Raw genomic sequence first — 24,281 nt, 5'->3', positions numbered from 1 at the left:
ATCTGATGCGCCTTCGGGGTGCTCCAACACCCCAAAGCCCCATCACCACAGGACACAGCATCGCTGTTCAACAAGTTGGCCTCGGATCTAGAACTGTCTGACTTTCTGAAAAGCGCGGAGAAAAAGGCTTTCAAAAGAGCCTACTACCACGTCCGGGATGAAGAAGCTGCCTTGGACATTGTCCAAGACAGCATGATCAAGTTGTGCACCAACTATGCGGACAAGCCTTTGTCCGAGATCCCCCTGTTGTTTCAGAGGATTTTGTCCAACACCGTTCTGGATTGGTTCCGACGTCGAAAGACGCGCAACGCCCTGTTTTCAAACCGGGATGATTTTGAAAACGACGAAAGTCCCGGACACTTTGAGTCTATTGAGGTCCTGCCAGGGGACACCGACTTACCATCCCAGCAAAGCGCTGAAACCTTGGTATCACGCATTCAAACCGTTGCGCAAATAGAAAAGGCCGTCATGAATTTGCCTGCTCGTCAACGAGAAGCCTTCCTGCTGCGTTATTGGGAGGAACTGGACGTGTCTGAAACCGCTGCAGTGATGGGGTGCTCTGAGGGCAGCGTCAAAACCCATTGCTCCCGCGCCATTTTGGCACTGAATAAAACCTTGTCAGACCAAGGCATGAAGCCATGAAAAACCCCATCACCCACACTGCAGACACGGACCTTTGGGGCCACAATTTCTCCAAGCAACTCGACTTGGCCACACAAAATATGGGTCATGACATCAGCGAGCGCCTGCGAATTGCGCGTGTCCGGGCCCTGGAATCTCGCCCCGCCCCCATCCGCTTGATGCGTTATCGCACCGCACTTCAAGCCAATGCTTCGCTGGCGGGTCCCGGCGATGAAGGTTTGAACCTGTGGCGCATCCTCGCCTCTGCCTTGCCTTTGGTGGCATTGGTCATGGGCCTCTTTTTGGTGCAAGCCATCCAGCAAGAACTCACGGAATCTGACATCGCCTCAATTGACTCTGCACTTTTGCTGGACGACTTGCCCCCCGACGCCTACACCGACCCGGGCTTTCTGCAATTCCTGAAAGTCCAACTGGTCCAGCCCAGCAGACATGATTGAGCTGGGCTTGCATCGGCTGGGTTCTGCCACAAAGCCGCCCTCATCTACGCCCCAGCGGCCCCAGTTGATGCTGTGTGGCTGGGTGACTTGGGGCCTGGTTCTGGCTGGCTTGCCTGCGCTGGCACAAAGCCCTTCTTCCAACCCCTCCGCATCGGCCTCTTCCCCTGTGGCAGAAACGGCCACAGCGGATACGCCACCCCCTGCGCAGACAGCACCGCGCACAGAAGGCTCACTGGCGACTGAACAGCGTGCAGCGCCAGCACCAGAAAAGACTGCGTTAGAGTCACGCGCATGGGCTGCATTGAGCAAGAGACAAAAACAAGCCTTGTTGCCCCTCAGCGACAAATGGGATGAGCTGACCCCCCAGCAAAAACAAAAATGGTTGATCTTGGCCCGTGGTTTTTACCAGCTGAGCGACCCGGAACAGATAGTTTTGCACGGCCGCATGCGGGAATGGGCTGCTCTCAGCCCACGCCAACGCAGCTTGGCACGCTTCAACTTCAACACCACCCAGTCCTTGTCCATTGAAGACAAACGCGCGCAATGGGAGGCCTATCAGCAATTGTCAGAGGCTGAAAAAGACAAACTCAACACCGGTATCAAGCCCCTTTTGAAAAGCGGGGCACGCAGCACAGCCCCACCCAACAAGCGTCTGGTGAAACCACCGCCCATGCCAGCCGAGGGCAACCGTATTTTCCAAACCATAGCGCCCAGCCAGCCGGTCCACCCCAAAACCCTGCTGCCGCAAGCCGCTGATTCCAATTCCAAACCTTCATGACCCCGCGCAAGCCTGCTAGCCCCACACCCGACGCCACGGCGCCCACACCGCCACTTAGCAACCCCCTTCAGGCCCCCTCTATCAAACGGCGCATGGCCTGCTGGTTGTACGAAGGCATGCTGCTTTTCGGCGTCGTCTTCATCGCGGGTTATCTCTTCAGCAGCCTGAGTCAGACCCGCCACGCCCTGGACAACCGTCCAGGCCTGCAGGCCTTCCTGTTTTTGGTGCTGGGCATTTACTTCACTTGGTTTTGGCACCGGGGTCAAACCCTGGCCATGAAAACCTGGCACGTCAAAGTCGTCAGCGCGCAAGGCCTGCCCCTGACCCAAAGCCGCGCCCTGCTGCGCTATGTGTTGAGCTGGATGTGGTTTTTGCCACCTTTGCTGCTGACCATCCCCTTGGGCTTGCCACCTGGCTCGATCGGTTTGCTGATCTTTGTTTGGGTATTTGTATGGGCCTCGCTCAGCCGCCTTCATCCCCAGCGCCAGTTCTGGCACGACGCTTGGGCAGGAACCCGGTTGGTTTCAGCACTCTGAAGAGCCCATGAAAAACCCTACTTCACCCCCCATGACCGAGCCCGCCTTTTCGGTCTGCGTCTACTGCGGCTCCAAACTCGGCAACCCAACTGAGTTCGCGCAAATCGCGGTGCAAGTAGGGACCTGGATTGGCGCACATGGCGGGCAACTGGTCTACGGCGGTGGACGCAACGGCCTCATGGGCCTGGTGGCCGAAGCCACCATGGCGGCTGGCGGCACCGTGGTCGGCATCATCCCCACCGCCTTGGTCGAAAAAGAATGGGCGCACCACGGTTGCACTGAGTTGCATGTGGTGGACACCATGCACGAGCGCAAACGCCTCATGGCCGAGAAGGCCGACGCCTTTTTGGCCCTGCCCGGCGGCATCGGCACGTTTGAGGAGCTTTTTGAGGTGTGGACCTGGCGTCAACTGGGCTACCACGAGAAACCCGTGGGCATACTCAACAGTTTGGGTTATTACGACGGCCTGATGGCCTTCATCGGCCAAGTGGTCGATCATGGCTTCATGGCCGACTGGCAAACCGAACTGGTGACACTGGGCACCGAGCCCGAAGCGCTGCTGCAAAGTTTGGTGCAAAAAGCGGGCTTGTCACCCCGCGCCAAAATCGAATGGATCTGATCGACTGATAAAGCTAGGTGGCTGCAGTACCACCCGCCTCAGAGGCCCATGCAGGCCCTTGTCATAAAGGCCCTGCATCACCCCATCAAATCGCGGTTTCGTCCTGCTCGCCAGTGCGGATGCGCACCACGCGCTCGACCGAAGTCACAAAAATCTTGCCGTCACCGATCTTACCGGTGCGTGCAGCCTTGATGATGGCGTCCACGCAGCTGTCCACATCGTCGTTCTTAACCACCACTTCCACCTTGACTTTGGGCAAAAAGTCAACCACGTACTCGGCACCACGGTACAACTCGGTGTGGCCTTTTTGGCGGCCAAAGCCCTTGACTTCGGTCACCGTCAAGCCGGTCACGCCGCATTCGGCCAAAGCTTCGCGGACTTCTTCCAATTTAAAAGGTTTGATGACGGCGGTGATCTGCTTCATGTGAAAAGTCCTCAAAAATGGTGGTTGCCCGAATTCAGGCGCGGAATTTGTTGGTCATAGGATAACGCCAATCCTTGCCGAAACTGCGGTGGGTCACACGAATGCCCACCGGCGATTGGCGGCGTTTGTACTCGTTGAGCTTGATCAGGCGGGTCACTTTCTCCACATCGGCGCGCTCAAAGCCATCGGCAATGAGCGCTTCTACGCCTTCGTCGTTTTCCATGTACCGCTGAATGATCGCGTCCAACACCTCATAAGCGGGCAGGCTGTCCTGGTCTTTCTGGTCGGGGCGCAGCTCGGCGCTGGGTGGCCGGGTGATGATGCGCTCAGGGATAGGCTGGCTGCCGGTGCCATAGGGGTCGTTCAGGTTACGCCAGCGCGCCAGGTCAAACACACGGGTCTTGACCACGTCCTTGATGACCGCAAAACCGCCCGCCATGTCGCCATACAAGGTGCAGTAGCCCGTGGCCATCTCGCTCTTGTTACCGGTGGTTAGCACAATCGCCCCGGTCTTATTGGACAGCGCCATGAGCAGCGTGCCACGAATGCGGGCCTGGATGTTTTCTTCGGTCGTGTCTTCTTTGAGGCCCTCAAATTGAGCCGACATCGCCTGTTTGAAGCCATCAAACAGCGGTGCAATCGATATTTCGTCGTAGCGCACATTCAAGCGCTTGACCATGTCGCGAGAATCGATCCAGCTGATGTCCGCTGTGTAGGGTGAAGGCATCATCACCGCGTGGATTTTGTCGGCCCCGATCGCGTCCACCGCAATGGCCAACACCAGCGCCGAATCGATACCGCCCGACAGGCCCAAAATCGCACCCTTGAAACCGTTCTTGCCCAGGTAGTCGCGCACGCCAAGCACCAGCGCATCCCACAGCTCGGCATCGGCGCTGGCAAAAGGCACCAAGGCATTGGCCGCAGCGCTCAAGTCCACACCCGTGGCCGCAGCTTGTACCTGCACGGTCATGGCCGCTTCACGAAAGCCCTCAGACCGAGCTACCGCTAGGCCCTGAGCGTTCAAGGCAAAAGATCGGCCCTCAAAAATCACCTCATCTTGTCCACCGACCAGGTGCGCGTAAATCAGGGGCAAGCCGCAATCGGCCACGCGCTCGCGCATGCGCTGCTCACGCTCCGGGCCTTTGCCTGCATGGAAAGGTGAGGCGTTCAGCACCGCCAGCACCTGTGCGCCCGCGTCTCGCGCTAGGCGGGCCGGCTCGTCAAACCAGGCGTCTTCACAAATGAGCAAACCCACCCGCACGCCCTCGACCTCGAACACACCTACGCCATTGCCTGGCGTGAAGTAGCGCCGCTCGTCAAACACCTGGTAGTTGGGCAGCTCGCGCTTGTCGTAAGCGCAGACCACCTGCCCCTCGCAGAGCACGCTCGCGCGGTTGTGGCGGCGCGTGACGGCCACGCTGCGGGTGCGCAGGCCGCCGCCTTCGGGGTGGCCCACCACCACATTCAGACCTTTTAACCCAGCCAGTTCGCGGGCCACTGTTTTCAGGGCATCATCACAGGCGTCAATGAAGGCGGGGCGCAGCAACAAGTCTTCTGCCGCATAACCGCAAATTGACAGCTCGGGCGTCAGCACCAGGCGCGCTCCCTCGGCATGCGCAAGGGTGGCGAAGTCGATGATCTTACGGGCGTTGCCCGGCATGTCACCGACGACAAAGTTGAGCTGGGCCACACGAATTTGGAGAGTCATACAGGTGCTGGAAAATGTGAGCTTGAATTATGTCACCCGGGTGCAAGACGACCTGGGTGCCATCTCGCCTGAAGCCTGGGACAGCTTGCTCGCCCGGCAAGATGCGCCTTCACCCTTCATGCAGCATGCCTATTTGTCGGCCATGCAGACCAGCCAATCGGCCGCGCCCGAGACCGGCTGGACGCTGCAAGTCATCAGCCTGTGGCGCAGCACCGCACAAGGCGATGTGTTGGCCGCCGCCTGCCCGCTGTACATCAAGACCCATTCACGCGGCGAATACGTGTTTGACCACGCCTGGGCCGACGCCTTCCAGCGCCACGGCCTGGCTTATTACCCCAAAGCCCTTGTCGCGCCACCTTTTACGCCCGTGCCGGGCAGCCGCTTGCTGGCCGAATCTGACGCCGCTCGCCAAGCCTTGCTGGCCGCCTTGCTGGACATTTGCCAAACCAACAACATCCCCTCGCTGCACATTTTGTTTGCCAGCCCGCACGACCTGCAGGCCTGCGAACAAGTCGGGCTGCTGCAGCGCGACCAGGTGCAGTTCCACTGGCAAAACCAAGGCTGGCGAGACTTCGATGACTTTTTGGCCAGCCTGACGCAAGAAAAGCGCAAAAAAATCAGGCAAGAACGCCGTAAAGTGGCCGATGCGGGCGTGCACTTTCGCGCCGTGCGCGGCCCGGACATGACGGGTGAAGACTGGGCACTGCTGCTGCGCTGCTACCAGCAAACCTATTGGGAACATGGCAACCCGCCCTATCTGACCCCGGCGTTTTTTGAATCCATGCGGACCGATATGGCCGCCAACTGGCTGCTGTTTGTGGCTGAACACGAGTCACAGCCGATTGGCATCAGCCTGATCGGTCTCCACCTGAACCCACAAGGCCAGCCCGAAGTGGCCTACGGCCGCTATTGGGGGGCGCTCGCGCGGGTGGACTGCCTGCACTTTGAGGCTTGCTATTACCAGCCCATCGAATGGTGCATCGCCAACGGCGTCAAGCGCTTTGAGGGGGGCGCTCAAGGCGAACACAAAATGGCCCGTGCCCTGCTGCCCACGCCCACACACAGCGCCCACTGGCTGGCGCACCCAGAGTTTTCAGAAGCCGTGGCGCGGTTTCTGGAGCGGGAAAAAGCAGGGGTGGAGAATTATTTGGAAGCGCTACACCAGCACTCACCCTTGAAAAAAGCTCCATAAAAAAAGCCTGCCTGGCGCACACCGGGCAGGCGTTTTGGGGATTTCAAAAACCTCCATCGGAAGCCATTGAGTAGGCGTTCAGGCCTTCTTGTAGTTGGCGATGCCGTCCATCAGTTCTTTGGCGGCAGATTCGACGCCTTCCCAGCCCTTGACTTTGACCCACTTGCCTTTTTCGAGGTCTTTGTAGTGCTCAAAAAAGTGGGCGATTTGCTTGAGTTGCAACTCGTGCACATCGGACAGGGCCTTGATGTTGGCGTAAATGGGGAGAATTTTTTCGGTGGGTACGGCCAAAATCTTGCCGTCCATACCGCCTTCGTCTTCCATTAGCAAAATGCCAATGGCGCGGCAAGACACCACAACGCCTGGGGGCAACGGGAAGGGCGTCATGACCAACACGTCGACCGGGTCACCGTCACCGGCGATGGTCTGAGGCACATAGCCGTAGTTGGTGGGGTAGTGCATGGCAGTGCCCATGAAACGGTCCACGAACAAAGCGCCAGACTCTTTGTCCACTTCGTACTTCACTGGGTCCGAGTTCATCGGGATTTCGATGATGACGTTGAATGCATCGGGCACTTTGCTGCCGGGGGTGACTTTGTTCAGGGACATGGTGTCTGCTTTTGAAAGTTAAGAAGAAACGAAAAATCCTAGGGATTAACCCCGATTTTACTTTCACCGGGCTTTCGAAATCCAAGGTGATTTGGCTAAGCCCACAGCGCGGCCCCCCAACGGCGTTCGCACAGGGTACGCCTAGCGGGGCCAGCCCACACCCTGTCTCATGCGTGATTTCCAAGGCAGCGCCACGGCCGACAATCGCAGCATGCAACACAACTTCATTGCCAACCAATCCGTTCCAGCCTTGGCAGGGCAAACCATCGACGTACTGGACCCGTCTGACGGGCAGGTTTTCGATCAGATCCCGCGCAGCCAGGCGGCCGACATCGATGCCGCTGTTGTGGCAGCGCGAAGCGCCTTCAACGGCCCCTGGGGCAAGTTGAGCGCCATGGAGCGTGGTCGCTTGCTCATGAAGCTGTCGCAAAAGGTGAGCGAGCACGCTGCCGAACTGGCCGCGCTGGAGCAGCGCGATTGCGGCAAACCCACCAAACAAGCCACCGCCGACTCGGTGGCCTTGGCGCGTTACTTTGAGTTTTATGCGGGCTCTTGCGACAAGCTTCACGGCGAGACCCTGCCTTATCAAAACGGCTACAGCGTGCTGACCTGGCGCGAGCCGCATGGCGTGACGGGCCATGTGATTCCCTGGAACTACCCGATGCAGATTTTTGGCCGCAGTGTGGGCGGCGCTTTGGCCGCAGGCAATGCGTGCGTGGTCAAACCGGCCGAAGACGCCTGCCTGAGCCTGATCAGGGTGGCGCAGCTGGCTGCCGAGGTGGGCTTTCCGCCGGGGGCCATCAACATTGTCACCGGCTATGGCCACGAAGTGGGCGACGCGCTGGCGCGGCACCCGGGCATTGACCACATCAGTTTCACCGGCAGCCCCCGCGTGGGCACGCTGATCCAGCAGGTGGCGGCCGAGCGGCACTGCCCAGTGACGCTGGAGTTGGGCGGCAAGAGCCCTCAAATCATTTTTGACGACGCCGACCTGGACGCGGCCATTCCCGTCGTGGTCAACGCGATCGTGCAGAACTCGGGCCAGACCTGCAGCGCGGGCTCTCGCGTGCTGATCCAGCAAGGCCTATACGAACCCTTGCTCAAGCGCCTGGGCGAAGCCTTTGGCCGCTTGCAAGTGGGCTCGGCGGCCATGAACCTGGACTTGGGGCCTCTGATCCGCGCCAGCCAATTGGAGCGCGTCACCGGGTTTTTGGACCAAGCCCGCGCCGATGGCATTGCGGTGGTGGCCCAAGGGCAAATTGCGGCGGGCGTGCCTGCGGGCGGCTTTTACCAGGCCCCCACCTTGCTGCGCGATGTGCCGGTGATGCACCGCCTGGCGCAAGAGGAAGTGTTTGGCCCGGTGCTGTCGGCCATGTCTTTCAAAGGCGAAGACCAAGCGGTGGAATTGGCCAACGCCACCGAGTTTGGCCTGGTCGCAGGCATCTGGACGCGTGACGGTGGGCGGCAGTTCCGCATGGCCAAACGTGTTCGCAGCGGACAGGTGTTCATCAACAACTACGGCGCGGGCGGCGGTGTGGAACTGCCCTTTGGCGGCGTCAAATCGTCGGGCTACGGCCGCGAAAAAGGATTTGAAGCCCTGCTGGGTTTCACCACCCTCAAAACCGTGGCCATCCAACACGGCTGAAGTGCCCGCATTCGGGCTTGTGTTTCTTGACCATGCTGCCTGCTCGGCGTGACGGCTCGGGCACAATCAACCCCCATGTCTGAACGTGTCATTCCGCTGGTTGACCAGCGCCATCCCAGCTTGCCCTTGCCCCCGCTGCCTGCGGGGCATGACCTGAGCGCATTGCCGCTGGACGGACTGCGCCGCCCGCTGACCGATTTGCGCATCAGCGTGACCGACCGCTGCAACTTCAGGTGCAGTTACTGCATGCCCAAAGAAGTCTTTGACAAAGACTACGCCTACCTGCCTCAAAGCCATTTACTGAGCTTTGAGGAGATCACCCGCATCGCCAACGTGTTTGTGGGCCGGGGCGTGCGCAAAATTCGCTTAACGGGCGGTGAGCCCCTGCTGCGCAAGAACATCGAAATCCTGATCGAGCAATTGGCCGCGCTGCGCACGCCCGACGGCCAGCCGCTGGATTTGACACTGACCACCAACGGTTCGCTGCTGGCGCGCAAAGCACAAAGCCTCAAAGATGCCGGGCTGCAACGCGTGACGGTGAGTCTGGACGGGCTGGATGACGCTGTCTTTCGCCAAATGAACGATGTGGACTTTCCGGTGGCCGATGTGCTGGCCGGAATCGAAGCCGCGCAGGCTGCGGGCCTGGGGCCGATCAAGGTCAACATGGTGGTCAAGCGCGGCACCAACGAACACGAAATCTTGCCCATGGCGCGGCACTTCCAGGGCACGGGCATTGTGCTGCGCTTCATCGAATACATGGACGTAGGCGCGACGAACGGCTGGTGCATGGACGAGGTGCTGCCCAGTGCCGAGGTGGTGCGTCGCCTGCATGCCGAGCTACCGCTGGTGCAACTCGAGCCTGCCGCCCCAGGCGAGACCGCCGAGCGCTGGGGTTATGCCAACGCCCAAGGCGAACACGACCCGTCGCTGGGCGAAATCGGTGTGATCAGCAGCGTGACGCAGGCGTTTTGTGGCGACTGCAACCGCGCCCGTTTGTCCACCGAAGGGCGCTTGTATTTGTGCCTGTTTGCCAGCCAGGGCTACGACCTGCGTCAGCTGTTGCGTGACCCGCTGCAATCCGATCACGCACTGGCCCAAACGGTGGACGCCATCTGGCGCGGGCGGACTGACCAATATTCGGTGCTGCGCAGCCTGCGCGACCCCGACACCGCCAGCGGCCCCGGCCGCCGGGTGGAAATGAGCTACATCGGAGGCTGAACGCCATGAACCCCCATACCCAAAACGCACCGGGCATCACTGGCCTCATCCTCGCAGGTGGGCGCGGCTCGCGCATGGGCGGCACCGACAAAGGTTTGCAAAACTTCCACGGCTTGCCTTTGGCCTTGCAAACCTTGATGCGCTTGCAGATACAAAGCCTGCCGCTGCAAGAAGTGATGATCAATGCCAATCGCAACTTGGCCGCCTATGAATCACTGGGAGTGGCCGTTTGGCCTGACAGCATCGATGGTTTTGCAGGTCCTTTGGCGGGTTTTTTGACGGGCCTTGAACGCTGCGAAACCCCTCTGTTGCTCACCGTGCCTTGCGACTCGCCATTGTTTCCGCTCGATTTGGTGGAGCGCCTGGAGCAAGCGCTGCACGACCAAGACGCCGACATGGCCATGGCCGCAGCCCCCGAAGCCGATGGCACAGTGCGCCCCCAACCGGTGTTTTGCTTGCTCAAGCTGGATTTGCTTGAAAGTCTGGTCAAGTTCACCCAAAGCGGCGGCCGCAAAATTGATGCTTGGACCGCTCAACACCGCTGCGCGATCGTGCCCTTTGACTTGCCTGGCGACAGCCCGCATGCTTTTTCCAACGCCAACACCTTGGCTGAATTGCAGCAACTCGAATCCCTTTGAACCAAGCCGCACGGCAGCACCGTCCCCCATTGCCCATGCCATTGCCATGACCACCCCAGCCCCGTCCATTGATCAAATCGCCGAACGACTGCAAGGCTACGACCCACAAGCCTTGTCAGCCAGCCAGGTCAACGCTTTTTTGGCCCAGCTGGTTCAGCCCGTGCGCGGACAAGAAAGCGTGCCGCTGATGCAGGCGCACGGCCGGATCCTGGCCCAAAACGTGGTCTCGCCGATCAGCGTGCCGCCGCACGACAACTCGGCCATGGACGGCTTCGCCCTGCGAGGCGCTGAACTTCTGAGCGACCGCCCCACCCCACTCAAAGTGGTAGGAACAGCATTTGCAGGCGCCGCTTGGCAAGGCACGGTGCAAGCGGGTGAGTGCGTGCGCATCATGACCGGGGCCATCATGCCCACAGGCCTCAACACCGTGGCACCGCAAGAACTGGTGAAGCTTGACGGTGACACCGTGCACATCCCACCCGGACTGCTGCAAGCGGGCGACAACCGCCGCCTGCTGGGCGAAGACCTGCTGGCCGGTCAACCCGCGTTGCACGCCGGGATGCGACTGACCCCTGCTGCCTGCGGCCTGTTGGCCAGCTTGGGACTGCCCAGCGTCACCGTTTGGCGCAGGCCCAAGGTGGCTTACTTCTCAACCGGCGACGAAATCCTGAGCCTGGGTCAAGCGCCGCGAGAAGGCGCGGTGTACGACAGCAACCGCTACACCGTGGCGGGCTTGGTGCAGGCGCTGGGCTGCGAGTTGATTGACATGGGCGTTGTGCGCGACGATCCGGCTGCGCTGGAGCAAGCCTTTGTGGACGCGGCTGCGCAGGCCGACGCCATCATCACCAGCGGCGGTGTGAGCGTGGGAGAAGCCGACCACACCAAGGCCATGATGAAAAAACTCGGCGATGTGGCGTTTTGGCGCATCGCCATGCGTCCTGGCCGCCCCATGGCGGTGGGCCGCATCACCCAAGGTGAGCGCTCGGCCGTGCTGTTTGGCCTGCCGGGCAACCCGGTGGCGGTGATGGTGACTTTTGCCGCCTTTGTGCGCCCTGCCCTGCAGCAGCTCATGGGCTGGCAAGCGCCTGCCTTGCCCCTGCTCAAAGCCAAAAGCCTTGAGGCGCTGCGCAAAAAACCCGGCCGCACCGAATACCAGCGCGGCATCGTCAACACCAACGCAGTGGGCGAGTTGCAAGTCAGCATCACCGGCAACCAGGGCTCTGGCGTTCTCAGTTCCATGGTGCAAGCCAACGGCCTCATCGTGCTGGGCCACGCCCAAGGCAACGTGGCCGTGGGTGACGAGGTGGAGGTGATGATGTTTGATGGGCACCTGTGAACTTGTGGGCCTCAAGGACATTAAAAAAAGCGGCCTAGGCCGCTTTTTTTGATTCCGCAAGGATGTGCCGATGACAGACCAGAAAATTCAGTGCGCTGCCGATTCTTGGGGAGAATCGTGCGCGACCGATTTGTTGGGGCCTGGCACCGACTTGCGCGCCAACAACGAGTACATGGTGGGCACCACAAAAATGGCCAAAACCGTTCCCAAGCTCATACCGCCCACAATCACCCAACCGATTTGAGTGCGGCTCTCGGCACCCGCACCGGTGGCCAGCGCCAGCGGCACGGCACCCAGCACCATGGCGCCAGTGGTCATCAAGATGGGCCGCAGCCGCTGGGCAGATGCCTTGATCAAAGCCGCTTGCATGGCCATGCCCTGCTCGCGCAACTGGTTGGTGAACTCCACAATCAAAATGCCGTGCTTGGTGATCAAACCCACCAGGGTGATCAGGCCGATTTGGGAATACACATTGAGCGAGCCGCCCGTGTACTTGAGCGCCAGCAGGGCACCGATCATGGACAAGGGCACCGACAGCATGATCACAAAAGGATCAATGAAGCTCTCAAACTGCGCAGCCAACACCAAAAAGATGAACAGCAGCGCCAAGATAAACACAATCACCAAGGCACCTTGCGAGTTCTTGAACTCGCGAGAGGTGCCGTTCAACTCGGTGGTATAGCCCGGTTTGAGGACCTTGGCCGCGGCGGCATCCATGAAGGTCAGCGCCTCGCCCAGGGAATAATCCGGCGAGAGGTTGGCCGTGATGGTCACCGAGCGCCGCTGACCAAAATGGTTCAACTCACGCGGGGCCACACTTTCGCGCACTTTGACCAAGCTGGACAAGGGCACCATGGTGTCGTTGCGGCCCCGCACCTGAATCACATCGATGTCATCGGGCGTGTTGCGGGCCGAAGGCAGGGTTTGCACAATCACGTCGTACTGTTCGGCATCGCGCTTGTAACGCGTGACGACACGGCCTCCAAGCATGGTTTCAATGGTTCGAGCCACCACATCCACACTCACGCCCAACTCGGCGGCCTTGGTGCGGTCCACCTCGACACGCAGCTCCGGCTTGTTCAGGCGCAAGTCCACATCGGGCGACAAGATACCAGGGTTTTTGGCAACTTCATCCATCAACTGACGAGCGATCGCATTCAAATTCTGGTAACTGTCCGAGGTCTGAATCACAAAGTTGAGGGGTCGTTCGCGAAAGCCCTGACCCAAAGAAGGCGGTGTGATGGGGAACGCATTGATCCCCGGCAGGCCGTTGAACTTGGCACCCAACTCGCGTGCGATTTCGAGCGTGGTGCGTTGGCGTTCGTCCCAGTCCACAGCGCGGTACACCACGGTGCCTTGGCCCACGGTGGGATTGCCCAAGTTGGCAAAAATCCGGTCAAACTCTGGATACGCTTGGCCCATCTTTTCGAGCGATTTGGCGTAACGATCGGTGTACTCCAAGGTCGAGCCATCTGGGGCGTTGATGGTGGCCAAAATCGTCCCTCGGTCCTCCAAGGGGGACAGCTCTTGCTTCATCGTCGGGTAAATCAAGCCAATGCCAACACCCGAGGCCAACATGACCAACACCACCACCCAACGTGCACGGCTCAAAATCAGGGTCAGCAGACGCTCATAACCGAAGGACAGGCCGGTGAGCCACTTTTCCATCGAACGGTCGAACCAGCCAGGGTTGGGGTTGTGCCTGAGAAATTTGGAACTGAGCATGGGCGCCAAGGTCAACGCCACAAAACCCGAAACCAACACAGCACCCGCCAAAGCCAGCGCAAACTCGCCAAACAACTTGCCAGTGCGTCCCGGCGTGAAAGCCAGAGGGGCGAACACAGCCGCCAAGGTCAGGGTCATGGCAATGACGGCAAAGCTGATTTCACGCACACCTTTTATGGCAGCAGAAAACGGGTCCAAGCCTTCTTCAATGTGCCGGTAAATGTTTTCCAGCACCACAATCGCGTCGTCCACCACCAAACCAATGGCCAAAACCAGCGCCAGCAAGGTCAAAGTGTTGATGGTGAAACCTGCCAAAGCCATCATGGCAAAAGCGCCAATCAAACTGACGGGGATGGTGATGATCGGAATGATCGAGGCACGGAAGGTGCGCAAAAAAACAAAAATCACCAGAGCCACCAAGACCACGGCTTCCACAATGGTGTTGAAAACGCTTTTGATCGACCGGTCAATGAACACCGAGTTGTCGTTGGCGATGTTGATGACCATGTCGCCCGGCAAGTCCGCCTTGAGCTTGGGAATCATCTCGCGCACGCCTGCCGACAACTCCAGGGGGTTGGCAGTGGCTTGCCGGATGACACCCGCAGAGATGGCCGATTGACCATTCAAACGAACGGTACTGCGGTCGCTGGCCGCGCCTTCGCGAACTTGGGCCACATCCCGCAGCTTGACCGAAAATCCGTTGACGTTTCGGATCACGATGTCACCAAATTGCCCTGCCCGGTTCAAATCGGTTTGCGCAGAAACGCTGAATTCACGGGTTGAGGATTCGATGCGTCCAGCTGGCAGCTCCAGGTTGTTTCGTCTTATGGCGTCTTCCACATCCTGTGGCGTCAATTTATAGGACGACAGGCGCGCATGGTCCAAAGACACCAGCATGGCGTATTTGCGCTCACCAAAAATGCGCACATCGGCCACGCCGGTCACGGTTTGCAAGCGCGGCTTGACCACCCGGTTGACCAAATCGTTGATCTGCAAAGCGTCCAGCGTGTCGCTGGAAAATGCCAACCAGATGACGGGGAACGCGTCTGCCTCGACTTTGGCGATGACGGGCTCTTCCACTGTTTGAGGCAAACGGTTGCGTACACGTGCCGTGCGGTCACGCACTTCAGCAGCGGCCGTGTCGGCGTCTTTTTCGAGGCGAAAACGCACGGTGATTTGCGACTGTTCGGCTCGGCTGATGGAGGTGATGACGTCCACCGCGTCGATGCCAGCAATCGAATCTTCAAGGGGCTTGGTGACCTGGGATTCGACCACCTCCGCAGAAGCGCCGACATACCGGGTCGTGACCGTGACGGTGGGCTCGTCGATCTTGGGGTATTCGCGCAGCGACAGGCTTTTGAAGCTGACCGCGCCAATCAACACAATCAACATCGACATGACCACGGCCAAGACTGGCCGCCGGATGGAAACTTCAGCGAGTTGCATCTGCGCCCCTCAGGCAAGGGTTCGGACCCGCCATGTCGGCGTTCTTGCCAGGACCTTGACCAGGCTTGCCAGCACCCCCTGGGCGTTGCCCCATTGGGCCTGCACCAGGGCCTGCACCAGGGCCTGTGCCTGGACGTGGGCCTTGAGCACCCGCGGCTGCTGGGGCAGCACCCGGACCACCTGCACCGGGCGGACCACCTGCGGGTCTGCCCCCACCGGGCTGAGACAAGTCAACCACCCGAACCACCGTGCCATCTTTTTGCAAACGCTGGTGACCGGCAGTCACCACGGTGTCTCCGGCCGACAAACCTTCGAGGATTTCAACCTTGCCGGGCAAACGCAAACCCACTTTGACCGCGATCCGCTCCGACACTTTGACATCGGGCTTGTCGCCAGGAACGATCTTGACCACAAAGGTGCGACCACCCTGCGGAATGATGGCTTCTTCCGGAATGACCAGGGCATTTTCCCGAGAACCGAACACCGCATTGACGCGAGCAAACATGCCCGGGCGCAACTGCTGCTGGCGGTTGTCAATACAACCGCGCACACCCACCGAGCGTCCATTGGCGTCGATCAAAGGGTCCACCGCCTGAATGATGGCGCTGAAAGGCCTGCCTGGCAGGGCATCAACGGAGAGCTGGGCCTTTTGACCGGCACGGATTTTGGCCTGAAAACGCTCGGGGAGTCTGAAATCGAGCAACACGGCATCGATGTCCTCGACGTTGACCATGTCCGCGCCGTCTTTCAGGTAATCGCCCACGTTGATTTGTTTGAGGCCGGTGATGCCATCAAAAGGTGCGAGCACCTGCAAGCGCTGCAAAGTGGCTTGCGCCAAAGAGAGCTTGGCGCGCGAGACCTCTAGCCCTGCGCTGCTCTCGTCCAAAGACCGTTGGCTGATGAAATTTTGCGCCACCAACTCCTGGTTGCGTTTGTGGTTGGCCTCGGCGATCGACAGCTCTGCGCGAGCCTGGGCCAGTTGGGCCTGCGGCAGCTGGTCGTCAAACTGCACCATCAACTGGCCTTTGCGAACCCGTTGACCATCGTTGAAGAAAATTTGTTTGACGCGTCCGCCGACCTCTGGGCGCAGCATCACCCCTTGCCTTGAACGCAAACTGCCCACGGCTTGGGTCTCGTCCACCAAGGTCATGCTCTCGACCTTGGCCACCTCCACCGAAGTGGGGCGTGCGGGTCCCCCACCTGCCGCAGGCCCTGCACCCGGAGGAGCGGACGCAGACGCTTTCTTTCCAGCTTCAGCATCAGGGGCCTTGTTTTGCCACCACCAAGCTGCACCAGACGCCATGGCAATGCCCAAAATTGCCAAAACTGTGTATTTCTTTTTGTAAGCCATTCGAATCTCTCTCAAATTGCGTGCTGCAAGACCGTGCCAATGTAACAGTGCAAAGGCAATTTCCCTACTGGCAGTGGGGGATGTTGGACTCAATAGAGGGGCCGGGCGGCGCCAACCGGCCTGCGGCTTAGACCGTGCTAAAGCGCCCCAAAGCCTTGTCTACCCCTTGATTGGCCAAGGCGTCGGCCCGCTCATTGCCAGGATCACCGTTGTGGCCTTTGACCCAGCGCCAATCGATGCGGTGTCCCGAAGACGACACCACAGCGTCGAGTTTTTGCCACAGATCGGCATTTTTGACCGGTTGCTTGGCTGCGGTGCGCCAGCCCCGCGCTTTCCAACCGTGTATCCACTCGGTAATGCCTTTGCGCACGTATTCGCTGTCCAAGTAGAGCGTGACTTGACAAGGCCGCTTGAGAGCGGACAGGCCTTCAATGACCGCCATCATTTCCATCCGGTTGTTGGTGGTGTTCAGCTCACCGCCAAATAACTCTTGAACATGCTGGCCCGATTGAAGCCGAACCCCCCATCCCCCAGGGCCGGGATTGCCTTTGCAAGCGCCATCGGTGTGAATCTCAACGGAGGTCAATGCGGTCTTTCTCGGTCAAAGGTCGGCTGACCAGGGTGTCGGAACGCGCAACAGGCGCGGTCGCAACAGCGGGCGATCGTACCGTGCGCCAAGCCTTTGCAGGCAAAAGTCGTCCTGCAGGCACGCGCTTGGTGGCCAATAAAAGGTAGACCCCACCAAAAATGGGCCACCAGCGCTCGCCTACCGTTTCCATCCAACGCCATCGATGCATCCAAGCCTCGGTGGCCAATGCCGGTGTCCACCCCCCAAAACGGCTGACTTGCACTTCAAACCCCAACAAACGCAGCCAGTCGCGCATGCGCCGGTATCCGATGAGGGGCTGCGCCGTGTTGGACAAGATGCGGCGTTGGCCACCCCGCGTTTGACGCCACCCCCAAGCACTCATGGGGTTCAAGCCCGTGATCAACAGTTGCCCCTCGGGAATCAACACCCGCTCGACTTCACGCAAACAGGCATGCGGGTCGGCCGAGCGCTCCAGCGTGTGGGGCAAAACCACCAGATCCAGACTATCGGCCTGCCAAGGCCAGGAGCGGCTGTCCAACCAAACATCGGGGTTGAACCCTGCTGGGGCTGCGCCCGGCCATTCGAACTCCGCGCACGCTTGCCAGCGGTGGGGCATGCGATTTTGGCGCAAGGCTTGCAGCTCGGGCCAGCCCAACTGCACCGCGTGGTAGCCAAAAACGTCGGCCAACAACTGGTCGGCTTGGGTTTGCTCCCAGGCCAACAAGCGCGAAGCCACCGGCTGACCCAAAGAGGCCAACCAAGCGGTCGTGGGGTCTTGGCTTTCTATAATGAAAGGCTCCATGAAACTCATAGCTCTGCCCGCTTTCGCAGACAACTACATTTGGTTGTTGCACAAAGACCGACATGCCTTGGTTGTCGATCCCGGCGACAGCGCGCCTGTTCTGGCCTGGATGCAAGAACATCCGGGAGTGGAATTGGACACGATTCTAGTCACGCACCACCATGCCGACCACACAGGCGGCTTGGAAGCACTGGTGGCACAAACGAGAGCACGCGTGCTCGGCCCGGCTATGGAAAAAATGCCGGTGGCCTCGCAAGGCCTTCAGCAAGGGGACCGCTTCGATTGGCATGGCTTGGATTTTGACACGCTGGAGGTGCCTGGACACACCTTGGGACACCTTGCTTTTTGGGCCCAGCCTCAAACCCAAGACCCGGTCCTTTTTTGTGGTGACACCTTGTTTTCGGGGGGATGCGGTCGCTTGTTTGAAGGCACGCCCGCCCAAATGTTGGACTCACTTGACCGTTTGGCGGCGTTGCCGGGCGACACCCGGGTGTGCTGCGCCCACGAATACACCTTGTCCAATCTGCGTTTTGCGCTTGCGGTCGAACCCGAAAACGCCGCATTGCAATCTCATTTTTCGTGGTGCACAAGGCAACGCGAACAAGGCTTGCCCACACTGCCGGTGGCTCTGCAAACCGAACGTGCCATCAACCCTTTCTTGCGCAGCCGTGTGCCTGCGGTAGCCGCTGCCGTGCACCAACAAGACCCTCTGGCTGTGGACGATGTGACCACCTTTGCGGCCCTGCGCCAATGGAAAAATATTTTTCGATGAACTTGTTTTCTTTCTCTCTGGCCAACATTCCCCGATTCCACGGGAGCTTGCTGTTGGCTTTGATCCTCAGCGGTTGTGCAAGCACCACGCCGGCACCGACAGTTGACCGTGCGCCAATTCAGCCCGCACCCGTAGCCGCAACGGTTGAGCAAGTCCCTTCTGCCCCCACTCCGCCTGTTTTGGCACCATCGTCAGCTGCCGCTGTTGCGACACCATCAGACCGAGAGGTCGATCTGAAAGTCAATGCCCTGATGGGCCTACAGGCGCAAACCGACATTTGGGAGCGGATCCGCATGGGTTTTGCCATGCCCGATTTGGACAACGATCTGGTGCGCAACCGCGAAGTTTGGTACGCCAGTCGGCCAGATTATTTTTTGCGCATGACCGAGCGCTCTAGACCCTATATTTTTCACATCGTTGAAGAGCTAGAACGCCGCAAAATGCCCACGGAGCTGGCACTCCTCCCCTTCATCGAGTCGGCCTTCAATCCCCAGGCCGTCTCCAGTGCCAAAGCCGCAGGCATGTGGCAGTTCATGCCGGCTACAGGCAAATACTTCGACCTCAAACAAAATCTGTTCCGAGACGAGCGCCGTGATGTGCTGGAGTCCACCCGCGCTGCGCTGGATTATTTGCAGAAGCTCTACAACATGTTCGGCGACTGGCACTTGGCACTGGCGGCTTACAACTGGGGCGAAGGCAGTGTGGGCCGCGCACTGGCCCGCAACCGGGCCCAAGGCAAACCCTTGACCTACAGCGACTTGCGCATGCCCGACGAAACGCGGTTTTATGTGCCCAAGCTGCAAGCGGTGAAAAACATCATTGCCCAACCTGAGGCGTTTAAAACCGTCTTGCCTCTGATTCAAAACCACCCTTTTTTCAAGAGTGTCCCGATCGACAAAGACATTGATGTGGAGATGGCCGCCAAACTGGCCAACGTCAGCTTGAAAGACTTCAAGGCACTCAACCCGGCCATGAACCGCCCCGTGATTTTGGCGGCAGGCACCCCCCAAATCTTGCTGCCTTGGGACAACGCCACCGTGTTTGAGAACAACCTGCAATCGCGTGCGAACACCCGCTTATCGTCTTGGACAGCTTGGTTGGCGCCTCGCACCATGAAGGCCGAAGATGTCGCCAAAGAGGTGGGCATGTCTGCCGAACAGCTGCGTGCAGTCAATGGTATTCCGCCCCGCATGCTGGTCAAGGCGGGCTCCACCTTGCTGGTGCATCGTCCCCACCAAAAGGAAAACAATGTCGCCGAACATCTGGCCGACAACGGGCACTTGCTGCTGGCACCTGAGGTAGTACTTCGCAAAGTGTTCATCTCTGCGCGTCAAGGCGACACTTTGGCCTTGTTGGCGGCACGCCATGGTGTGACCGCCGCCAACTTGGCCACTTGGAACGACCTGAAACCCAACGTCAAGTTGACTGCGGGCAAGAAACTGGCCGTGCTGGTGCCTTCTAAAGAAACCAAGCGTTTGAGCAAAACAGTCCCGGCTTCGGGCAAAGGGAAAAAACCGAGTTCCACCCAAGCCAAAAGCGTTGCGAAACCCGCCGCCAAACCTGCTCCAAAATCAACTCAACGCACGGCCCAGCGCTGAGCCGACCGGTAAAGCTGGATCGACTTAGCCCCCCATGCGCACCCTGAGCCGCTGGGAATTTTGAGCGCTGCTCGCGAAAATATTGGTAAAAGTACGATCGGGCCAAATCCGTGTTTGAGCATTGACGCCCTTTAAACCCGCGTGCACTTGCCAAGCGCGCTGAACCTCCGGGCCTCGAATCAGGCCATCCACCGCGTAAGACTCACGCAATTTTTCAAAGGCGCCCAAATAAGCGGCGCGGTCCCATGACCAATGACTGGGTGGCACGGTCTTTAAAATGTCCGTGAGTCCGGCAGAGGGTAGCCACTTCAGGGCCAAAACCACCGCATCTGTCAAAGCTTGCACACGCTCGGGTTGGCGCTGCAAAAAGTCCGCGTGTGAAAAAAGACTGGCTCCCGGCACAGCACCACCCATGACTTGCCGTGTGCCTGCAAGGGTTCGCGTTTCAGCCAACAAACGGATGTCATTTTTTTGCTCCAACCAGTGCATGATGGGATCGGGATTGCACAAAGCGTCGATACTCCCGGCACGCAAGGCATCCAACACCCCCGTCGATGAACCGACCTCTACAAACACGACCTCATCGACTGACAGCCCGTGACGTCTGAGCCACTGGCAAGCCATCCAGTGGGTGGTGGAGTCGAGCGCCGATATGCCCAAACGCGCACCACGCATATCGGCAAAGGATTGCCAAGATCTGCCGCCTCGGGTGCTTCCGCCCAAACTGACTTGTGGGGTTCGGCACATTTGAACAAAACTCATGAACGGCTGGCCTTTTTGATGCAAGCCAAACAAATGTTCATACGCACCCGCCATCACATCGGCTTGGCCAGCCAACACAGTTTGCAAAGCTTGGGCCCCAGATTCATGCGGTAGCCATTCGACCTGAATGCCCATCAAGCGAAAGAACCCCATGTGTTCAGCCACCGTCAATGGCAAGTGATACAGGCTTTGGTTCGCAGCCAACGCCAGCTTGATGCGGGTCAAGGGTCGAGAAGACTCAGATGGCATCGCCGACAGGCACGGCACCGCTGTCAGCGAGCCCATGGCCGCCAACAACAGTGAACGACGCGTGCGATGCTCTGGCGACACCTGTGATGCTCCTGAAGTAAGTCCATTGAGCATAGGCAAACGCGATTAATTTGCCATCGGGAATGTTCCCAAGCGGGTTTTTACGGAGCCCCGGAAATGACGTGTCCAGTCTTGCCGCCAGACGGCCCATGCGCACTGAGCTGGCTTACAGCCCTGGTGTTGGTTCAGCGCCGGTCGACCAACGCGTGGGCGATGGTACCCAAGTCCACGTATTCCAGTTCGCTGCCTGCAGGCACACCCCGGGCCAGGCGCGTCACGCGCAAGCCTTGCTGACGGATCATTTCAGAGATCACATGGGCAGTGGCCTCACCTTCTGCGGTGAAGTTGGTGGCCAAGATCACCTCGGTCAGCACGCCATCGCCTACACGTTGCTTGAGCTTGGCCAAGCCAATGTCATGTGGGCCGATGCCGTCGAGCGGGCTGAGCTTACCCATCAGAACAAAGTAAAGGCCGCGATAAGTGCCTGTGCGCTCAATGGCAGATTGATCAGCGGGCGTTTCGATCACACACAGCTGGGTGCGGTCACGGGTGTCGTCCAAGCAGGTGTCGCACAGCTCAGCCTCGGTGAAGGTGTGGCAACACGCACAGTGGCGAATTTTTTGCACCGCATTGTCCAGTGCCGCAGCCAATTGCCGCGCCGTGGCCCGGTCTTTTTGCAGCAGCTGAAAAGCCATGCGTTGGGCCGACTTGATGCCTACCCCCGGCAAGCCCTTGAGGGCCTGCACCAGTGTGGCAAGGGCGTGGGTGTCGGCCATGTTCAGGCGATCAGAAAGGCAGCTTCATGCCAGGTGGCAAACCGGCGGTGAGCTTGCCCATTTTTTGCTGCGAGACCTCTTCGGCCATGCGCACTGCGTCGTTGAAAGCCGCAGCCACCAAGTCTTCCAGCATGTCCTTGTCATCGGCCAGCAAGCTGGGGTCGATCGTCACGCGGCGCACGCTGTGCTTGCAGGTCATGAGCACCTTGACCATGCCGGAGCCGGCTTGGCCTTCGACCTCAACAAAAGCCAGCTCATCTTGGGCTTTTTTCAAGTTGTCTTGCATGGCTTGGGCTTGTTTCATCAAGCCTGCGAGTTGTCCTTTGTTGAACATGGGGTTTCCTTTGATTTGGATTGGGAAAAAAGGTTAAAAATCAGATCAATTGGATGCTGCCAGGCACAATTTTGGCCCCGAAATCACGCACCATGGCTTGCACCATTGGGTCGCTTTCAATCAGCGCCTTGGCGGCCAGCATTTGCTCCGCGGCTTTGTCAGCCAAGCGCCGGGCGGGGCTGTCGGTCACGGGACCTATTTCGATGCCGAGCTGAACATGTCCATGGCCTGCGGCCTGCAAAGCAATTTGCAAACGCTCACGACTGGCGGCATGGTTCAGGGTCTCGCGTTCCACACGCAGCTGCCAATGACCCGCGTCCCGGCCCAACAGTTGGGACTGCAAGGCCAGTTCGCGCACCAAGGCGGTGATGGCTTCTTGGCCCATCAGGCCTTGCACCACTTCGAACCATACATCGCCTTCGGGGGTGGCCTGCACAGCCGAGGGTACAGACAGCGTAGGCACATCGGCGCGCATCGAGGGCATGACTTCACGCACGGGCAAAGACCGTAAACCGAGCGCTGCATGGGGCACCTGTGGCACAGGTGCATTTTGGAGAGGCGCGGCCACTTGGAGGGTCTGGGCATCGGCATAGTCGGTGGTGTCGGGCCAGTCCTCCCAAGGGGGCGACTCGGCCTTGGCCTGCTCTGGCTCAGGCGGCACGGGTTGAAGCCGACTGATGACAGGTACGGTATTTGGCGCTGACACCAGCGGCGTAGCCACCGGCACAACCTTGGGTGGCTTCACCTCAATGGTTGGGGGTGCTACTGGCGCCGCGGGTCGGGTAGGCTCAGGGGTGACCCGGGGGCTGGTCAGCGGGCTTTTTTTTTCCGCCAATCCCGCTTGGGGCTTGAAAGCCAACAAACGCAACAGCACCATGGTCAGGGCAGCGTATTCATCCGGGGCCAAGCCCAGCTCGGTGCGTCCGTGCAGGCAAAGGCTGTAAAGCAATTGGGTTTCTTCGGCAGGCATGGCTTGTGCCAAATCGGCCAAGCCCTGGGTGTCGGGGTCATCACCGTCTTGCGCCATGCTGGGCACCATCTGCATCACGGCCATGCGCTGCAGCAGCGTGGCCATGTCTTCGAGCGTGGCCGCGGCCGACACCCCTTGCAGACGCAGGGCATTGACCTGGTTCACCACCGCTGCGCCGTCAGCCTCTGTCAGGGCATGGATCATGTGCAACACATGACTGCGGTCCACACTGCCCAGCATCTGGCGAACACCCGCTTCCAGCACCAAACCATTACCAAAAGCAATGGCCTGGTCGGTCAGGCTCAGGGCGTCGCGCATGGAGCCGCGTGCGGCGCGGGCGAGGAGGCGTAAAGCCAAGGGTTCCGCCGTTAATTGCTCAGCGGCCAAAACTTGTGTCAGGTGCTCAAACACCGTCTCCGGTGCCATGGGCCGAAGGTTGAACTGCAAGCAACGCGAGAGCACCGTCACAGGTACTTTTTGCGGATCGGTCGTGGCCAGCACGAACTTCAAATACTCGGGGGGTTCTTCGAGGGTCTTCAACATCGCATTGAAAGCGGTGTTGGTCAGCATGTGCACCTCGTCGATCATGAAGACCTTGAAGCGCCCTTGCACAGGCTTGTAAACCGCCTGCTCCAGCAGGCTTTGCACCTCGTCCACGCCCCGGTTAGAGGCCGCATCGAGTTCGGTGTAGTCCACAAAGCGCCCTGCATCGATGTCGCGGCAAGCTTGGCAAACACCGCAGGGCTCGGCAGTGATGCCACCCTGCCCGTCCACGCCCTGGCAGTTGAGCGACTTGGCCAAAATACGCGATACGGTCGTTTTGCCAACACCACGGGTGCCGGTGAACAAATAGGCATGGTGCAAACGTTGCTGGACCAAAGCGTTGGTCAAGGCCTGAACCACATGCTCCTGCCCCACCATTTCGGTGAAATTGCGAGGGCGGTATTTGCGCGCAAGAACGAGGTAAGACATGGGGCTTGATTCTATCGGGCTCCGCAAGCCGGCCCGGCTGAATGGGTCTGGATCTCTTTGCGCCCCATGGCGAGCCATGACGCGGCTCAAAGA

General features: G+C 59.5%; 23 protein-coding genes. 12 read left to right on the top strand and 11 right to left on the bottom strand.

All coding sequences use genetic code 11. The features are described from left to right. The first annotated feature begins 75 nt into the window (after positions 1-75). From Q1M54_RS04470 to Q1M54_RS04450, 5 genes are read left to right on the top strand one after another with little or no spacing between them, the layout of a single operon-like run. Positions 76-642: an RNA polymerase sigma factor gene (locus Q1M54_RS04470; RefSeq protein WP_300554568.1), complete on the top strand. Its 567-nt coding sequence runs from the start codon at positions 76-78 to the stop codon at positions 640-642. Continuing rightward, entirely contained in the window at positions 639-1,079 is a 441-nt protein-coding gene (locus tag Q1M54_RS04465; RefSeq protein WP_300554419.1) for a DUF3619 family protein, read from the top strand. Before Q1M54_RS04470 ends, Q1M54_RS04465 begins: the two co-directional genes overlap by 4 nt. Continuing rightward, complete coding sequence (locus Q1M54_RS04460) at positions 1,072-1,857, top strand: DUF3106 domain-containing protein (RefSeq protein ID WP_300554417.1); 786 nt, start codon at positions 1,072-1,074, stop codon at positions 1,855-1,857. Before Q1M54_RS04465 ends, Q1M54_RS04460 begins: the two co-directional genes overlap by 8 nt. Beyond that, on the top strand, positions 1,854-2,393 hold the full coding sequence (locus Q1M54_RS04455) for an RDD family protein (RefSeq protein ID WP_300554415.1): 540 nt from the start codon (positions 1,854-1,856) through the stop codon (positions 2,391-2,393). The genes Q1M54_RS04460 and Q1M54_RS04455 overlap by 4 nt, the downstream gene beginning before the upstream one ends. A 31-nt stretch (positions 2,394-2,424) precedes the next feature. After that, a complete protein-coding gene (locus Q1M54_RS04450; protein ID WP_300554565.1) occupies positions 2,425-3,012 on the top strand; it encodes a TIGR00730 family Rossman fold protein in 588 nt (195 codons plus the stop codon). An 85-nt stretch (positions 3,013-3,097) separates the two neighbouring features. Here the strand turns inward: Q1M54_RS04450 and Q1M54_RS04445 are convergent, their stop codons facing one another. Further along, positions 3,098-3,436 carry a P-II family nitrogen regulator gene (locus tag Q1M54_RS04445; RefSeq protein WP_019425321.1) on the bottom strand — a complete coding sequence of 113 codons (339 nt, stop codon included), beginning with the start codon at positions 3,434-3,436 and terminating at the stop codon, positions 3,098-3,100. 34 nt (positions 3,437-3,470) lie between these two features. Further along, the gene (locus tag Q1M54_RS04440; protein WP_300554411.1) at positions 3,471-5,144 is read right to left on the bottom strand and encodes an NAD+ synthase; all 1,674 of its coding nucleotides are present in this window, start codon (positions 5,142-5,144) and stop codon (positions 3,471-3,473) included. A gap of 4 nt (positions 5,145-5,148) precedes the next feature. Here Q1M54_RS04440 and Q1M54_RS04435 point away from each other — a divergent pair, with 4 nt between their 5' ends. Next, the gene (locus Q1M54_RS04435) at positions 5,149-6,336 is read left to right on the top strand and encodes a GNAT family N-acetyltransferase (RefSeq protein WP_300554409.1); all 1,188 of its coding nucleotides are present in this window, start codon (positions 5,149-5,151) and stop codon (positions 6,334-6,336) included. 78 nt (positions 6,337-6,414) lie between these two features. Here the strand turns inward: Q1M54_RS04435 and ppa are convergent, their stop codons facing one another. Continuing rightward, positions 6,415-6,945, bottom strand: coding sequence for an inorganic diphosphatase (ppa, locus tag Q1M54_RS04430; RefSeq protein ID WP_300554407.1), 531 nt, complete (start codon positions 6,943-6,945; stop codon positions 6,415-6,417). A gap of 211 nt (positions 6,946-7,156) precedes the next feature. Here ppa and Q1M54_RS04425 point away from each other — a divergent pair, with 211 nt between their 5' ends. The 4 genes from Q1M54_RS04425 to glp all read left to right on the top strand — a co-directional run bounded on the left by Q1M54_RS04425 (position 7,157) and on the right by glp (position 11,782). Beyond that, the gene (locus tag Q1M54_RS04425; RefSeq protein ID WP_300554561.1) at positions 7,157-8,590 is read left to right on the top strand and encodes an aldehyde dehydrogenase family protein; all 1,434 of its coding nucleotides are present in this window, start codon (positions 7,157-7,159) and stop codon (positions 8,588-8,590) included. Positions 8,591-8,665: 75 nt separating this feature from the next. Continuing rightward, complete coding sequence (gene moaA, locus Q1M54_RS04420; RefSeq protein ID WP_300554404.1) at positions 8,666-9,808, top strand: GTP 3',8-cyclase MoaA; 1,143 nt, start codon at positions 8,666-8,668, stop codon at positions 9,806-9,808. A 5-nt stretch (positions 9,809-9,813) separates the two neighbouring features. After that, a complete protein-coding gene (gene mobA / locus Q1M54_RS04415; protein ID WP_300554402.1) occupies positions 9,814-10,446 on the top strand; it encodes a molybdenum cofactor guanylyltransferase MobA in 633 nt (210 codons plus the stop codon). Positions 10,447-10,492: 46 nt separating this feature from the next. Next, the gene (glp, locus tag Q1M54_RS04410) at positions 10,493-11,782 is read left to right on the top strand and encodes a gephyrin-like molybdotransferase Glp (protein WP_300554399.1); all 1,290 of its coding nucleotides are present in this window, start codon (positions 10,493-10,495) and stop codon (positions 11,780-11,782) included. Between the two features lie 87 nt (positions 11,783-11,869). On the opposite strand, the gene Q1M54_RS04405 is transcribed toward glp, so the two are convergent. From Q1M54_RS04405 to Q1M54_RS04390, 4 genes are all read right to left on the bottom strand, one after another. Continuing rightward, a complete protein-coding gene (locus Q1M54_RS04405; RefSeq protein WP_300554397.1) occupies positions 11,870-14,953 on the bottom strand; it encodes an efflux RND transporter permease subunit in 3,084 nt (1,027 codons plus the stop codon). Further along, entirely contained in the window at positions 14,940-16,304 is a 1,365-nt protein-coding gene (locus Q1M54_RS04400; protein ID WP_300554395.1) for an efflux RND transporter periplasmic adaptor subunit, read from the bottom strand. Before Q1M54_RS04400 ends, Q1M54_RS04405 begins: the two co-directional genes overlap by 14 nt. 127 nt (positions 16,305-16,431) lie before the next feature. Next, the gene (rnhA, locus tag Q1M54_RS04395; RefSeq protein WP_300554392.1) at positions 16,432-16,890 is read right to left on the bottom strand and encodes a ribonuclease HI; all 459 of its coding nucleotides are present in this window, start codon (positions 16,888-16,890) and stop codon (positions 16,432-16,434) included. Beyond that, positions 16,877-17,695 carry a methyltransferase domain-containing protein gene (locus Q1M54_RS04390; protein ID WP_300554390.1) on the bottom strand — a complete coding sequence of 273 codons (819 nt, stop codon included), beginning with the start codon at positions 17,693-17,695 and terminating at the stop codon, positions 16,877-16,879. The genes rnhA and Q1M54_RS04390 overlap by 14 nt, the downstream gene beginning before the upstream one ends. Between Q1M54_RS04390 and gloB the strand changes: the two genes are divergently transcribed. After that, a complete protein-coding gene (gloB, locus tag Q1M54_RS04385) occupies positions 17,694-18,467 on the top strand; it encodes a hydroxyacylglutathione hydrolase (RefSeq protein ID WP_300554388.1) in 774 nt (257 codons plus the stop codon). The genes Q1M54_RS04390 and gloB overlap by 2 nt on opposite strands. Then, positions 18,464-20,065 carry a transglycosylase SLT domain-containing protein gene (locus Q1M54_RS04380; RefSeq protein WP_300554385.1) on the top strand — a complete coding sequence of 534 codons (1,602 nt, stop codon included), beginning with the start codon at positions 18,464-18,466 and terminating at the stop codon, positions 20,063-20,065. Before gloB ends, Q1M54_RS04380 begins: the two co-directional genes overlap by 4 nt. Before the next feature lie 24 nt (positions 20,066-20,089). Here the strand turns inward: Q1M54_RS04380 and Q1M54_RS04375 are convergent, their stop codons facing one another. The 4 genes from Q1M54_RS04375 to dnaX form a co-directional block, all read right to left on the bottom strand. Continuing rightward, positions 20,090-21,157 (bottom strand): ABC transporter substrate-binding protein, encoded by a 1,068-nt coding sequence (locus Q1M54_RS04375; protein WP_300554383.1) that lies wholly within the window; start codon positions 21,155-21,157, stop codon positions 20,090-20,092. Positions 21,158-21,321: 164 nt separating this feature from the next. After that, the gene (gene recR / locus Q1M54_RS04370; protein WP_300554381.1) at positions 21,322-21,912 is read right to left on the bottom strand and encodes a recombination mediator RecR; all 591 of its coding nucleotides are present in this window, start codon (positions 21,910-21,912) and stop codon (positions 21,322-21,324) included. Between the two features lie 10 nt (positions 21,913-21,922). Then, positions 21,923-22,246: a YbaB/EbfC family nucleoid-associated protein gene (locus Q1M54_RS04365; protein ID WP_100117600.1), complete on the bottom strand. Its 324-nt coding sequence runs from the start codon at positions 22,244-22,246 to the stop codon at positions 21,923-21,925. A gap of 40 nt (positions 22,247-22,286) precedes the next feature. Further along, positions 22,287-24,188, bottom strand: coding sequence for a DNA polymerase III subunit gamma/tau (dnaX, locus tag Q1M54_RS04360; protein WP_300554378.1), 1,902 nt, complete (start codon positions 24,186-24,188; stop codon positions 22,287-22,289). Positions 24,189-24,281 lie beyond the last annotated feature (93 nt).

The organism is Limnohabitans sp. Rim8 (assembly GCF_943326455.1).
In the GTDB taxonomy this organism is placed as follows: domain Bacteria; phylum Pseudomonadota; class Gammaproteobacteria; order Burkholderiales; family Burkholderiaceae_C; genus Limnohabitans_A.
Note: the sequence above shows the minus strand (reverse complement) of the source record. Positions and strands in the feature narration are given on the sequence as shown.